A 14,550-nucleotide genomic window follows, 5' to 3' on the forward strand; every position below is an offset into this window, starting at 1 on the left:
TATGAGTAATTTTCGCGCGAATTGTATCGAAAAAAGTCGAAAAATCAAAAAAACTTCCAAATACGGAAGTTTTGTTTTCTAAATGGTGCCCGCGACAGGGATCGAACCTGTGACCTTCAGCTTAGAAGGCTGCTGCTCTTCCACTGAGCTACGCGGGCAAGTGAGTTTTAGGCTTACCAAAGCCAAAAATACGAGTGTGATAACCTGCATTTTGGACCAAAGTGACGAATTATTCCGACACTCAGCCTTCGCAGTACGAGGAGGATATAAATAAATTCTGATATGTCAATATTTCCTTCATAATTGAAATATTTGCCATATTTCTAATGTTTTTATACTCATAATCTTCATGTAAAATCAATATTTTTCCCATATCTTACTGCGGGTTTTTTTTGATTAAAGGATATTCTGATACATACGGCAGACTGTACTTTACCTCTATATCTTGAACTTATCTCAGTATAAAGATAAATAAAAGGATACTCTTCTCTAATTCATAAAGCTATATTATTAATGCAAAAGTTCGCCATTTTATCTACATAATAAAGAAAGCTATATATGATGCTATTTACTGATAGAACTATCCATTCAATATGCCTTTCTATTTTCATAGTAAAAACACGAGAAAACATCTCAAAAAAATCTGGGCTATTCACTCCTGTTTTCAGATACAAAAATATATAAAACAAAATAAAGATAGAGGAGAAATTATAAATGTATATTTCTGAATTTCTATATTTTATCATCTCACTTCTATCTTTATTCTTATTCTATTTTTATTTTTCTGGAAAGGTGGAAAGGAGTATATTTATCCCTATTTAGAGAGCAAAACCCCTTTCCAAAATTTTCCAGTTTTTCCACTACTTTATATCGTAGTAGTTTACGTTCTCACCATGTGTCATTCATTTGGACTTAAAGAATGGTTTTTGTGCCTTGAAGAGTCTCTTGAGAGAAGATGGCTCATAATCATTCATAAATGCAAATGCCTTTAATTCCTCATCAAACTTACTTACTCACAGTCTTTGCCCTGAATATTTCATTCGAAGAAGAGTGATAAACTCATCTATTTCGCTCTCAGAATTCTGAACAAGAAGTTTTTTATCTTCATTTTCGAGAGGATAGATTTCTTTGTAGTTCAGAACATCATCATATTCCTGATGCAACCATGCAAGATAATTTGCCACTGCCTCAGGATTCTCAATAGCCTTATATATCTTTTCTGATTCCTCAGAAGTTAGAGGTCGAGAGCTCTTCATGGCAACAAATCGGCGATTACCACTATCTGCACTATCGAACACAAGTGGTCGCATCGAGTTACTCGTGACGAAATACCACCCAAAATTATCTGCTTGATACTGAGGTCGTCATTTCGGATTCACCGTCAGTGTAGGAGCAAATACGATATTCTTTAGTTTTGTAACCATTTGTCTATCGGTATTTGCATTGTATGAGGTGATTTCAGCGAACTCGTATATGAGTTTATCTCACTGAATCATATCAAAATTTCCTGCAAGCTCGGACTGTCGGAGGTTTCCTGTTACATTTTCCTTTCAAAAGATGCTTTTAAGGAATTCTATGAAAGTGCTTTTCCCACTTCCGCCGACTCAGTAGAATATTACTGCTGGTACTCGGACATCTTCGGGATTCGCCCATTTATAGAAGATAGCCCTATGAAGCCAATCTTTATTTTTATCATTATACCCTGCGATACTTGAGAGAAGTATATCTATTCATTCATCAAGTAGGGGTGTATGAGAAGGGCTTATTAAGCTTCGAGGATTAAATAGGTTGTAATAACCCTCTTTTCCTCTCGGATGATAACACAAATCTTCATACTCCTTAATTAGTCAATCTTTATGGTATCCTCTGAGGGTTTCTTGACTGATTCATCTATTGAGAGCAATACTCAACATTCTGCGTACTTGAGCATCATTATGATATCTTTTGTATTTAGTGTTGTAATACTCTCAGCTCGATTTGAGATAGATTATATCTTCCGTTTCTTTACTCGCATTGTCATGACTTCTTTGAAGTCTAGTAAGTGGGGATTCAGAGTAATCAAAATCATTATTTATTTCTGGAAATGTAGTCATATAGTTTAATTAAAAATTATACATACCAAGAGACTTATAATATGTATTGAAATATATATCTCACATGCATTTCGCATGAGTCTTTTGAGTTTTGTTCTCGACTTCCACGAGAGGGATTTCTACCTTTACCCTGTGAGGCTGTATCCATAAGAACACATGTGATTATTTTCGGTTTCACTCACCGACACTATCTCTTACGATAGGATACTCAGATATTAAGGAACGATTGGCTTAGCTAAGCTTAAAATCATTATATACACGCTAATTTGAACAAAATATCAGCAAAATAAAATCCTCATACTAAGATATGAGAATTCATTTTATTAGAAGGAATAAAAGTTTTTTCAAAAAAGATTTGACAACCTTATTCGTATAAAAGTTAGCAAACTTTCTCTATATAGAATCCTTTACCATTTTTTCTACATATAAAACCTTTAAGATTTAAATTGAGATAGGAGTTTAACCGAGAAAAATAAAAATACTTCAATGTTTTTAAGCTAACATCTCAAGTCTGCATATTGAATTTTGATTTATTAACTTGGTAGAGTCACTGTATTGCTTCAAATGACTCTAGAGGATTCTTCAAGATAGTATAGAGTAAAAGCATTGCCTGTTTATTTTGCGAACCTTTAATATCCTTAAAATCCTTTCTCTCATTATTTAACAGATAAATACAAGGGTTATCTCTCTGAAAACATACCCTATTATCTAAGTATCTATCATATAGTTCTCGCATAAATCTCTCATCGAGGAGAATTTCTAGGTCAGCATATATATCACCATACATCTCTAAGATTCTCCAGAACTGAGTGTAGTATAAAATCAAGCCCTCTAATATTTTTAGATATTGTTCATCAGTTGTCTTTTCAATTTCACGTATAATGATATTTTTAGCCTTCACAATTTCTATGAAATCAACTTCATCTTCATTCTCTCGCTCTGTTGAAATTGAATCAATAGATATTCCTCATATTCTCGAAGCTCTCAGGAGAAATGCATATAATTTCTCTTTATATTCCTCTACTTTTCATATTTCCCCTCTTTCAGCTGAGTAAACAAGATTTTTTAGATTGTTATATTGATACTCGAAAGAGGACCAAGATAGAGAAGACATTTTTCATCATTCTTTATTATCATCATCTTTCATAAATTCCTTAAAACCTTTCTCAATACTAGTATTTATTTTAACATATGATTGTCGTATTCACTCGACAATATCTTTGGAAAATTCCTTAGCCTGAAGCATTCGTATATGGATATTCATCTCATATCATTTGAGCCTAATAAGCATATCTTGCATACTCAGATTTGCCAATACGCGTTTTCTTATCTCTGATGGAATACTGGAACGAATTTCTTTTTTCATAACAACAAGACTATATGAGAATTTATAACTTTGACAATATTTCTGAAAGTATATAATAAACGGGCTACATTTAAACCAATCGACATCTTTTTTTGTCCATTTTTTGGACTGTCTGTTTACTGTTTAGAAAAGGAGGGTATATCCAACTCTCCAACTCAACAGTAGGCAGATGTCAGGTTTAGATGTAGCAATCAATCCGAGGATATACTCTCCTTTTTTGTTTGCTTACTTTTTAACTTATATTTTATATGGAAAAATGTCTATACTGTTGAAATATTAAAGATAACACCTTCAAAAAAAGTTCTCTGCTTGGTTTTAGAAATCTTGAATGTTCAGAGTGTAAGAAGATATCATTACTACCTCTATCAAAAGGTACAAAGAATTTTTACTATTTTCTATGTGCTTTTTTTATCTTAGGATTTATATTTTCTCTTACGAATTGAGAAGTAACTATCCCATGATTATTATTTATAATTCCAATTGTTGCCCTTATTAAGAATAAAAAGTTGGAAGAAAAAATATCAGACACTAACAACTAACATATGAAAAATATTAAAACCATTATCCTAATAGTAGTCATTATATTTATGGCATATACAAGAGAATGTATTGCCAAAGAATATACCTATAAAGATAGTTATTTCTCACTAAGTTTAAGAGAGACTTGGACTGAAGCAACAAAAGAAGAACTCAGTGAAGTAAATAAGACATTGACTGAGATGGCTCAATGAGCAAGGGTTTACCCAATAATAAAAGCCTTTAAACCAATAAATCCAACAGATTCAGGATTACCTTATATTTTAGTTGAAGAACATAAGGCAGGCTCCTCAGGTTATAAGTTTTATAAGAAAATGTTAGACGATGGGCTAGACATGTCTTCTGATAATTGAATGGGGAAACTATATGACAATAAGTTTATCCAAGAGAATATTAAGAATCTAAGTATAAATAGCCCATTGATTTCAAAGAAAGATTGAGTTATACTGATGTCATTCTGATTAGATATATCAGGTCAGTCACAAAAAGGATTTTTAGCAGTTTTTGTGTGAAGTAAAAATGTATTGCTTTTTAAGTTTTATACGGATGCCACTAATTATAAAAAGGATATACTAATATTTCAGGAAATTATAAGGAGTTTCAAATTTTCCAATGCTACAGTTATCCAAAATGAATCTACTGATATAGCACCTAGTAATTCCTCATTAGATAAAGTTGAACTAGATAAAATTAATAATGATAACTTTGCTATTTACCCTATAAAGAAAAAAGATGACAGCATTCAAATATGGTTTTACTTATTATTTGGAATCATAACAGCATGAGTCTGAATTCTAGTTCAGAAAAAATTTAAACTCATCAAATAATCATGCAAATTATAAAGAATATAAAAGCCTTCTTGAATCAACTGCTCGAAATAGCCTGATGAATACTCGTATTTATTATATGAGGTGGCTGGGTGTTATTATTTATCTGATACAGTGTTGTACACGCATTCTTTTGATGAGATGAAAAACAAACGGACAATATGCAAAACACTCGTAATACGTCCAATTATTATGAATCACCTGTAAGTAAAAAAGCCACTCCTACCTATACATATCAAAAGTCATGACATGATACAGGTTATGAGTGGGCAGAAGATAACGATATAGACAATTTTGATGACTGCCAGAGTGAGTTCGGAACTAGCGATGAGGAGGATGGATGTAATCAATACGTAAAGCAAAACTATACAGGATATCAAACATTTGGCGGATATGAATGTACAGAAGATTGTAGTTGACACGAGGCTTGATATGAGTGGGCAGAGGAGCATGATATATCTGATTCTTCTGATTGTGAGAGTATTGGTTCATCTTCATTTGGTGAAGGCTGTCAAACTTATGTGGATGAAAATTACTAATTTTTTTAACACTCTTTATTATGTCAGCAGCAAAAAGCAAAATGGGAACAAAAAATGAAACAAACAAGTTAGAACTCGATAGTAAGAAAGATAAACGGGTTTCTTCCTACATGCAAGAAAGAAGAAGGAGTACAAAATGGAATTTTTTTTGAGTGATTATAGCCCTAGGTATGCTCGCATATATGTGCATGTTAATTTATAGAGGAGACATAACCACTTCATATCTATTTAGTTATCTTCTTAACCCCGTTAAGGAAGTATTAGCTTTTAGTACGGGTCTATTTATAAAACACGTAGCATTGCTGTGAGCCTTACTATTTATAATAGAAGTCATATTTTCATTAACCATGTCAAAGCCCTGAACAATATCAAGGCCCAATACTTTAGATGAGTGGTTAAAAAAAGAGATTTATGAACTGTATGCCATTGAATATTGAGAGAATCTTCCAAGTTGGCACTTTTATAATAATGATATTAATGAGCGCATAAATAAACTTTGAATTAAGTCATATTTTTTTGAGAGATTTTTAACATATAGTACCGTGCCACTCTATTTAAGCATAATTATCTGAGGCTCTATTTTATTAAATTATATCTGAGAGATATTTTTTCAGGGCTCTTGAGTAGCTATTTTTAGATTTATATGATTTACATGAGTAAATGGACTTATCTTAGCTTACATGGTTTATGAATTGATAAACAGTAGCTCTCTTGAAACTACTCGGAAATTACTATTTAATTTTGAAATTGCCACATTTATTCTTTTATTATTATCAATTTTCTCATTATTAACGTTTCAAATAGATTTAACATCTATTTCGTGTGCCAATCCATACCAACACTAGCGATTCTCTACGACTCTGAAATTTTACCACCCACCCCCAGCCCCCCTTCATTTTCCATAAAATCCATACTTGAAAATTATACTAGACTCTTCTATATTGTGTCTAGTATTTTTTAATAAACCAATGCAGATATTGAAATTTTCACTTGCAATAAAATCGAAAATCCATATTATTAGACTCAATATATTTATTCACTTATTAAGTCTATGAACTGCGTCGAACCGATTCGAGATTTGAAAAAAATATCCCAGATTAAAAATCTCCTCAGATGAGAGTGAAATATCCGAGATTTACTCCTATTTGAGCTTGGTATAAATAGTGCTCTGAGAGTGTCAGACTTGCTTGATATACGAGTTTCAGATGTTTTTACTAGTATTGATACTCCTGCTGATTTCTTCGACGTTAAAGAGGAAAAAACAGGGAAATCGAATAGAATTACTATTACCCCGAAAGTAAAAGAAACACTGAGGCTCTATGCAGAGACTTATCCTGAAGTTGTGAAAAATCCAAATTACTATATATTCTTCCATAAAAAACGCTTTCCGAGTGGAAGTGAGCCAATAGGGAGAAAGACGAGTTGGCTTCTTTTATCTAGTCTTTGTGAGAGTGTCGGACTCAAATGAAACTTCTGAAATCATACACTTAGAAAAACATGGGGTTACCAAGCGAGAATCCAAGGTATACCACTTGAGATTATACAACATAAGCTCAATCACTCTTCGCTTGCAGTGACCCAGAAATATCTAGGAATCACAGCGGATGAGATAGCAGAGGCATGCAATAGGCTGGATTTATAATTTTAATCTTATCTTATGACAAATCTTGAAAAAGAACTTTCAAAGCTTGAAACTGAGTTAAGAAAAATGGAAACTGCTAATGAGTTTCTAAAAGCCTCTTTTTATATCAATAAGACTATAATTCCTTTTCTTATAAAGAATAATTCAAATGCAAAACATAAAACAAAATTGCAGTTTTACAAATCTAAACTCCGTGAAGTTAGCAAAAAATCCATTAGTGAGATGCAATCGGTCGAATTTGAAACGCCTGTGGATTGAAAAAGAATAGATGAATATTTGAAATTTTATACTTCATCTAAAGACCTAAATACACTCATGTATCGACTGGGTAGTATGGTACCAAAAAATGAACAAGTATTAGAGACTTCAAAAAAAACAATGCCTCTTACATATTTGTTTGCCAGTAGACAATCAATTGATGATGACTGAAATGTTAACTCGTGAGAAAATGATGAATGGTATTATAATATGTATCGTGTACACCAACAATTGTCAGATACTTTTCTAGAAATGATATTCTTAGAGGTTATAGCAAATAGAATACTCACGGAAGAATGATTAATAAAGTTTATATCTTCAAAGCCTTTATTTCTGAAATATAGTGAATTGTTGAAGTTTGCACATTGAATACATACTTATTTTACAGGGGATTACGTAGCAACTTTGCATATTCTTATTCCGCTTTTTGAGAAAGTTATCTTGAATGTATCAGCTCAAGTCGGTATAGATACTATTGCATTATTGAGATGAAAAGAATGAATTTGAGATAAAACTGTTTGAAAGGATTTTTTGAACTCACCCGAATTTCAGGAAAAATGGTGAGTTAATTTAGGAAAACAGATATCTTTTATTCTCTATGATAATAAGGGATATAATCTTCGGCATAGTTTAGCTCACTGAGAAATAGACTATTCAGAATGTAACTTTCAATCTTGAACATTAATCATATGGCTATATATAGCTATAGCCACAAGACTAAAAGTTCAAATAAAAGAAAATGAATAAGGTTTTACTATATGAATTATAAGAAACATAAATCCTATCATCTTTTAAGAAAAGAGGATAAAGATTACATAGATAAACTTATAAAGAGTGGATATAAGATTGGATTTATAAATAAACTTCTTGTAATTGCCTCAAGATATCATCCGTTTGATACTTTGATTTATATTAGGGATAATATTCTGAAATCTGACCCATTACAACGAGTAGTTGATAACTTTCGACCTGTTATAACAATTAGCATATGAACAACTATTTTTCATATACCAAAAAATCAACTTATCTATCTGTTGGAATGGTTATTTAGACTACAATCTAATATTAATTTCTCATCAAAAAATCTTAACCAAGAAAAAACAAAAAGATTTTTAATCGATATACAAGAATTATTCAATCTTGCCAGTGACCAAATTCATGCCCCAATATTAACTGCTATGAAGGAGGCAATCGATACAAAAACAAAAGATAATATAGTAACAGCACTATCGTTATTTTATATTGCAAATTATCATCAATCTAATGAGGGCTATAATATATTCTCTCGACTAAGACTTTTAATTGAAACAGATTTAAATAAATTAGTTTTTAAGGATGTGGTTTCTATACGGAAACAACTAGTCATGTATACTCTGGTTTTAGTATGAACCGCTTACACATGAGGAAATGTCTTAATAAACATTAAAGCCATAATTGAGCTTACAAAAAAACAACTAAAATATATCATTACAGAAGAAGATATTTTAGAATATATAGAAAATTGAGGTAGAATTTTGGGCTACCAAGCCTATCATGATGAATTAATCAACAATAACTTATCACACTATTTTCCACTAATAAATACTTACGGTATATTCAATTATAAAACAGTATTGAAAGGGGCATTTATAAGAATATCAGATATATTATGAGTAAACAATACGTACTATTTCTTTGATGTTTGACGCTCAGCAGAGGAGTTATATGAGCACATGGTATCAAACGAGAATTTATTGTCTAATGATAGGGCAAAATTTTATGAAACATACTGTTATCTATTCTTAGAAGCATGTTTTTCTCAAGATAAGAATAAACTAAATCCTGCAGATTACCAGTACTGAAAAAGCTATATTATCAAAAAAATTCACGAGAAACTATATGAGATATTGATTTTTATATCTTTAATAAAAAGACCTGAGTATTGATGATATTTGAGTTAAAAGATAGAAGAATGCTCGGTGAGGATTTATATCAACTAGAAAAAGTTGAGCACTTATGTTCAACTTGGGATGAAATACCATGAAGAAAAAAATGAAAAGACTGAGATGTCTACACTGGAGTAAAGCAACTAGAAAAATTTATTAAGATGCCTGATAGAGTATTTTTACAAGAAAAACTCTGACTAGATGTACCAATTAATAATATCCACGGTGTATTTGTTACAACGAAAGCAGCAATATGATGGAATGCTATAATGAAATCCATCCTATCTTGAAAAATTTCTTTGTGAGATAATGAGTATTCCTTTGCCTCCTTATGAGAAATTGAGCATTTGCTTTGAATGGCTTGTGAAAAATGAATACCATTTGATGAAATATTACTAAGAAAACAAAGACCTTCACTAGATATACTAGACCCTCTTCATATCGTAATTTGAAGACTAAGCACAAATGACGCGGTGCTTCATAATAAAAGTTTTTCCTATACTGATAGTATTTACCAAGATTTTGATGTGTTTCTTAATTCAACCTATGGTAAATGAAATTGATTTTTCCCATTATCACCAGAAGATACTAGCTTTGAAGGGCTTTTAAAAGAAATTCTTGAAGAAGATAATACCGATAATATATCTTAACTTATATTCTAAGTTTCTGCATTTCCTCAAAGGTTTCTTTGCTATTCAGATAGAGATATATAGAAGTAGTCTTGAGGCTCGTATGCCCCATTTGTTGCTGGAGAGTATAGAGATTAATGCCTCTTTTTACGCAGATAGAGGCGTATGTATGGCGGAGTAGATGAGGAGATAGATTTATTTTAAGAGCTTCTTTTATTCGTCGAAATAAGCAGGATATAGCACTTACTCAGAGTTGTCTTCACTGGAGGTCACAGAATACATATATGCTATTCTTATCTTGTATTTCTATATATTCCTGAAGCTGTCTGCTGAATTTCTGAGGAATATATATTATCCTATCTTTTTGCCCTTTTCACTGTTCCACGATGATATGTGTTTCATATACTCAATTTCTTTTGAGATTGATTATTTCCGCACGTCTCAGTCCTGTGTGGAGAAAAGTTTCCACAAGGATATAGTTTCTCATCTGTATAAACTTCGTTTGGTGGACTCATGGTCTCAGTATGTATTCACGCATCTTCAATATATCCTCTTCGGTCATGGCTTTTGGTAGGGGATTAGTTGTCTTGATTTTTGGTATCTGGTTTATATGTACTTTGTCTATGAGCTCACTTTCTTTGAGGAAATCAGAATACTTCTTGATGCATTTATAGTGTTTATAAATTGTATTGTTTCCCATGTTCTTTCCTGATAGATTGTAGTATGCCATCTTGAGTTTCACGAAGTTCCCGAAATCGAGATATGATGAGAAACTCGAGTGCCTGATGAAGAGATGAAGCATTCCGATATAATATCAGATTGTATTGTGGGTCAGTCCCTCGATACGGAGTTGTGAGAGGTATTCTTCCAAATAGAAAGACGATACTACCTCTTCAGGAATTGGCATGTAATGATTGACTTTGAGCATATCTAAAAACAGATTAAAAAAATAACCTGCGGTTGAGCATCAGCCCGTTGCAGGTTATTTATGGTATTTTTGAAAGTGTTTTATAAGTATTAAAACTTATATGTCATTAGTCATTGGTAATCTTCCCAATCAGGAAGTCTGATTTTAGTGGGGAAATATTTTGCTCAAACCCTGTGACCTTCAGCTTAGAAGGCTGCTGCTCTTCCACTGAGCTACGCGGGCAAAAATCAGGAAAATGTAGAATTCCGCGACCAACAAGGAATCGAAGTGTGCCTTGCACCGAAGACTTCTTCTCTTCCACTGAGCTACGCGGGTGTTTTATCAAGAGCGAAGAGAGAATATCGAGAAATAGCAGAATGTCAAACGGAATTCCTGCATGAAAAATAAAACAAATTGTCTTCTCTGAATAAAAAATATAATGAATTGCGTATAGACATATGAATCTCATTTTTCGAGTATGAATGATTCGAATCTGGTCCAGAGAATTATAGAAAATCCTGATGTTTTTGCTGAGGTGATTGATGCTTATGAAGAAAAACTCATGAGATATATTTTGCGTATGACCGATATAGATGAGATGGATGCGGAGAATCTTCTGCAGGATATTTTTATCAAAGTATATCGATATATTCATGAATATGATGTTCGGTATAGTTTCTCGAGTTGGATATATCGCATCGCGCACAATATGATCATCGATAACTTTCGCAAGAATCAGAAATTCGCAGGAAATATATCACTCCAAGATGAAGAATATCAGAATATTATCGATTCTCTGACGGATGGGAATTCACCACGATATGATCTCCAGAAAAAGGAAAAAAGAACCTGTGTCCAAAAAGCAATTGCTCTTTTGCGTCGAGAATATCAAGAAATTATCCTCCTCAAATGTATAGAAGGATATTCGTATGAAGAGATTTCTGATATATTGAAAGTCCCTATCTGAACTGCAAGTACGCTCGTCAATCGAGCACGAAAACAACTCCGAGAAAATCTCGAGAAACTCGCTTGTAATCAGTAATTATCATATATATGAAAAATACACTAAAAGAAAAGATATTCTCCAAGATTGAGAAAGAAAAAATCCAACCAATTCCAGAATCATATTTTGTAAAAAAACAAAAATTATTGTGGTGAAGTATTATTATTTTCCTTATTTTTGCGACCATTTTTGTTGGATTTCTTTCAGATGACACTATGGAATTTTTCTCTCTATGATGACATATGTGAGGGAATTGGCATGTTCTCTTTTTCCCGAATATTTTCTGGATTGCGCTCATTCTTTTTCTTCTGTTCATGGCTTTTCGCAAGCTCAGAGATACAGCAGTTGGATATCGGAATTCCTACGCGAAAGATATTCTCATAGGTATTATCGTGATTCTTTTTTGAAGTCTGATTTTTCGATGAATTGGACTCTGACCGATGATTCATTCTTTCGTGGCGACGAATATTCCTGTGGTATCGAATTTTCTCTACAATGAATCATCCTGGAATGATCCAGAAAATGGGAAACTCGCAGGAATAATAATCGGTGTCGAAAAATGAGGAATTCGATTGCAGAGTACGGATGGGGGTATATGGAATATAGATATGAGAAATGCAGTCATATCACCTATGGTTGTTGGAAAAGTAAACGAGAAAATCCGAATAATCTGAAAGAAAACTTCGGATTCAGATTTCGTCGCGGAGAGGATGATACCGTGGTTCGGAAAATGAATGGGAAACGGTTGGTGACGACGTTAGGAAGATTTTCTCATTTTTTGAATAATTCTTCCAGAAGAAAACGTATAAAAGATTGTAAGGTTCTTCAATAAGAATTTTACTTCTATCTTTTTACTTTTTTCTTATGCAAACACGTACAAAAATATATGTGGCAACCGCTACAATCATTCTTATCGGAGCAACTGCTGGATTGACTTATGCCATGGTTGGAACAGGGAATGGATTTACGAACCAATTCTTCTGAAGAAATAGTCAAACATTTTCTCGAAATCATACCGCATGATTCTTATTCCAATCAGGAAATACGATGATGTGAATGTGAAATGGGCAAGGAAGATGAATGGGAAATTCCCAAAACTCCAATCATAATCCATGAGCTCTCGTACAAAATGTGGCTTCCAGTCCACTTTCTGATCAGGAGAAAGCTGACCTTGCTTATCAATACAGTGAAGAAATGGTGGCACGAGATGCGTACAATTATTTCTTCTCACTCTATCATGTTCAGACTTTCCAGAATATAGCACAATCAGAGCAACAACATATGGATGCAGTGAAGGTCTTGCTCGACCGTTATTCTCTGCCAACACCGACCAATTATGGAGAATTGGATTCTACATTTCTCACACTGAAAGCAGAATGAGAAAAATGACTCAAGGAAGCCCTAGAAGTCGGACTCAAGATAGAAATGCTCGATGTGAAAGATATTGTCGATACAATCAAAACGACGGATAATGATGATTTGAGAATCGTATTCTCGAATATTGGCGGCGCGTCATACAATCATATGCGTGGATTTCTCCAGGCACTCCAAGTGAATGGTATGAGCACAACAATCGACTACAGTTCGTATCTCACAGAATCTGATATCAATACTCGTGGAAGTCTAAAGATGAAACTCGTGAACAAACTTCAAGCCGAATGAGTCGTTCTTCCAAATCAGGTGAATACTCTGAATATGCGCTGAGGGAATTATTAGAAACACATTCGAAAAAAAGAATCTCCATATTGTTGGGGATTCTTTTTCGGATTTAGTGGCAGGATAGAAATGACATCCAAAATAAGGAACTACTATATTTTTCAATGAATTCTTTCCCAATCTTCTCGTAATATTCAGTAACTTATTGAGTCATAGTATTTTCCATCAACTATCCTTGCTTTTTTATATACTGCTTCTTTTTCGAGTCATAACTTTTCTGACAGTTTTATCATTCCTATATTTCCCGACCAAGTACTGAGTCAGATTCTTACCAAATTTGGATTTTTCCTGAAGATTTCATGAATCCATTTCGTTAATGCTATATATCATATTCACTTTCACCAGTAACTTTCATTAAAAATCACAATTCAAACCTCCATCCACAAAGTCTCTTGTGATTTCCAATACCAATTCACTTCTCAAATGAGCTCATTATTATCATTAACAATTAATTTCTTATTTTCCAACACATTTTTCTCTTTGTTTCGCAATCTTTTTTCTAATAGTCGGATATAATGTTCCAATTCTTCATGTGTTCTTTGTTTAAAATAAGGTCAATTAAGCGTATGGAATTTTCTATCGGGGTTATTTAAGAATAGGTATTGTTCCAAATCAGGTAACTCGATTTCTCTTAAGTAAAATGCCATAAAAATCATGTTATGTGTATGCAATGCATAATAGTTTAACTAAGAAATACAAAAAATAAAGAAATTCCTCATACTCTGGATAACCAACTATCCAGCTCAGCGTTTTTTATCATAAACACCCTAGCATGTAGCTAGGGTGTTTATGTCATTGTTACTTCGAGACAGTAAAATGATTCATTTGTTTTGCATGTATGGTGGGAATGGCGGGGCTCGAACCCGCGACCTTGGCCTTAAAAGGGCCCTGCTCTACCAACTGAGCTACATTCCCAGAAACGTGTTGGCATAGTCCAAAATAGGACTGACCGGCGTATCATATAAAAAATTCACTTTTTGTCGAATTTTTTTTCATTTTTCCCCGATTTTCCTTTTGCAATAGCGCCAAAAAATCATATATTTATGGGAAAATCCTCGTGAAAATAAAAAATGATATTCGAGTAGTGCCGTAGAGTGACATTCCAATA

14 protein-coding genes and 2 tRNA genes are annotated in these 14,550 nt (G+C 33.0%); 10 read left to right on the forward strand and 6 right to left on the reverse strand.

Annotated features, from left to right (window positions below):
- Positions 1-83 precede the first annotated feature (83 nt).
- The 3 genes from PHY14_04935 to PHY14_04945 all read right to left on the reverse strand — a co-directional run bounded on the left by PHY14_04935 (position 84) and on the right by PHY14_04945 (position 3,459).
- Positions 84-158 (reverse strand) — tRNA-Arg (locus tag PHY14_04935).
- A 702-nt stretch (positions 159-860) separates the two neighbouring features.
- Positions 861-2,093, reverse strand: coding sequence for a DUF5906 domain-containing protein (locus PHY14_04940; protein ID MDD2694230.1), 1,233 nt, complete (start codon positions 2,091-2,093; stop codon positions 861-863).
- Between the two features lie 379 nt (positions 2,094-2,472).
- A complete protein-coding gene (locus PHY14_04945; GenBank protein ID MDD2694231.1) occupies positions 2,473-3,459 on the reverse strand; it encodes a hypothetical protein in 987 nt (328 codons plus the stop codon).
- 542 nt (positions 3,460-4,001) lie between these two features.
- Here PHY14_04945 and PHY14_04950 point away from each other — a divergent pair.
- The 7 genes from PHY14_04950 to PHY14_04980 all read left to right on the forward strand — a co-directional run bounded on the left by PHY14_04950 (position 4,002) and on the right by PHY14_04980 (position 9,837).
- The gene (locus tag PHY14_04950; protein ID MDD2694232.1) at positions 4,002-4,823 is read left to right on the forward strand and encodes a hypothetical protein; all 822 of its coding nucleotides are present in this window, start codon (positions 4,002-4,004) and stop codon (positions 4,821-4,823) included.
- A 2-nt stretch (positions 4,824-4,825) separates the two neighbouring features.
- On the forward strand, positions 4,826-5,362 hold the full coding sequence (locus PHY14_04955) for a hypothetical protein (protein ID MDD2694233.1): 537 nt from the start codon (positions 4,826-4,828) through the stop codon (positions 5,360-5,362).
- Positions 5,363-5,382: 20 nt separating this feature from the next.
- Positions 5,383-6,207 (forward strand): hypothetical protein, encoded by an 825-nt coding sequence (locus PHY14_04960; GenBank protein ID MDD2694234.1) that lies wholly within the window; start codon positions 5,383-5,385, stop codon positions 6,205-6,207.
- 206 nt (positions 6,208-6,413) lie between these two features.
- Positions 6,414-7,004 carry a tyrosine-type recombinase/integrase gene (locus PHY14_04965; protein MDD2694235.1) on the forward strand — a complete coding sequence of 197 codons (591 nt, stop codon included), beginning with the start codon at positions 6,414-6,416 and terminating at the stop codon, positions 7,002-7,004.
- A gap of 15 nt (positions 7,005-7,019) precedes the next feature.
- Positions 7,020-8,009: a DUF4209 domain-containing protein gene (locus PHY14_04970; GenBank protein ID MDD2694236.1), complete on the forward strand. Its 990-nt coding sequence runs from the start codon at positions 7,020-7,022 to the stop codon at positions 8,007-8,009.
- 11 nt (positions 8,010-8,020) lie between these two features.
- Positions 8,021-9,202, forward strand: a complete 1,182-nt coding sequence (locus PHY14_04975) for a hypothetical protein (protein MDD2694237.1) — start codon at positions 8,021-8,023, stop codon at positions 9,200-9,202.
- An 11-nt stretch (positions 9,203-9,213) separates the two neighbouring features.
- The gene (locus PHY14_04980) at positions 9,214-9,837 is read left to right on the forward strand and encodes a hypothetical protein (protein MDD2694238.1); all 624 of its coding nucleotides are present in this window, start codon (positions 9,214-9,216) and stop codon (positions 9,835-9,837) included.
- Between the two features lies 1 nt (position 9,838).
- Here PHY14_04980 and PHY14_04985 read toward each other — a convergent pair whose 3' ends face one another.
- On the reverse strand, positions 9,839-10,744 hold the full coding sequence (locus PHY14_04985; protein ID MDD2694239.1) for a site-specific integrase: 906 nt from the start codon (positions 10,742-10,744) through the stop codon (positions 9,839-9,841).
- Between the two features lie 457 nt (positions 10,745-11,201).
- On the opposite strand from PHY14_04985, the gene PHY14_04990 reads away from it, so the two are divergent.
- From PHY14_04990 to PHY14_05000, 3 genes are all read left to right on the forward strand, one after another.
- Positions 11,202-11,765, forward strand: coding sequence for a sigma-70 family RNA polymerase sigma factor (locus PHY14_04990; GenBank protein ID MDD2694240.1), 564 nt, complete (start codon positions 11,202-11,204; stop codon positions 11,763-11,765).
- An 11-nt stretch (positions 11,766-11,776) separates the two neighbouring features.
- Positions 11,777-12,487: a hypothetical protein gene (locus tag PHY14_04995; GenBank protein ID MDD2694241.1), complete on the forward strand. Its 711-nt coding sequence runs from the start codon at positions 11,777-11,779 to the stop codon at positions 12,485-12,487.
- Positions 12,488-12,590: 103 nt separating this feature from the next.
- The gene (locus PHY14_05000) at positions 12,591-13,442 is read left to right on the forward strand and encodes a DUF2202 domain-containing protein (GenBank protein MDD2694242.1); all 852 of its coding nucleotides are present in this window, start codon (positions 12,591-12,593) and stop codon (positions 13,440-13,442) included.
- A 92-nt stretch (positions 13,443-13,534) separates the two neighbouring features.
- On the opposite strand, the gene PHY14_05005 is transcribed toward PHY14_05000, so the two are convergent.
- Together PHY14_05005 and PHY14_05010 are read right to left on the reverse strand one after the other, a co-directional pair.
- Positions 13,535-14,089: a GNAT family protein gene (locus tag PHY14_05005; protein MDD2694243.1), complete on the reverse strand. Its 555-nt coding sequence runs from the start codon at positions 14,087-14,089 to the stop codon at positions 13,535-13,537.
- A 192-nt stretch (positions 14,090-14,281) separates the two neighbouring features.
- Positions 14,282-14,357 (reverse strand) — tRNA-Lys (locus tag PHY14_05010).
- Positions 14,358-14,550 lie beyond the last annotated feature (193 nt).

Source organism: Candidatus Gracilibacteria bacterium (assembly GCA_028687475.1).
Classification (GTDB): domain Bacteria; phylum Patescibacteriota; class Gracilibacteria; order BD1-5; family UBA2023; genus STC-74.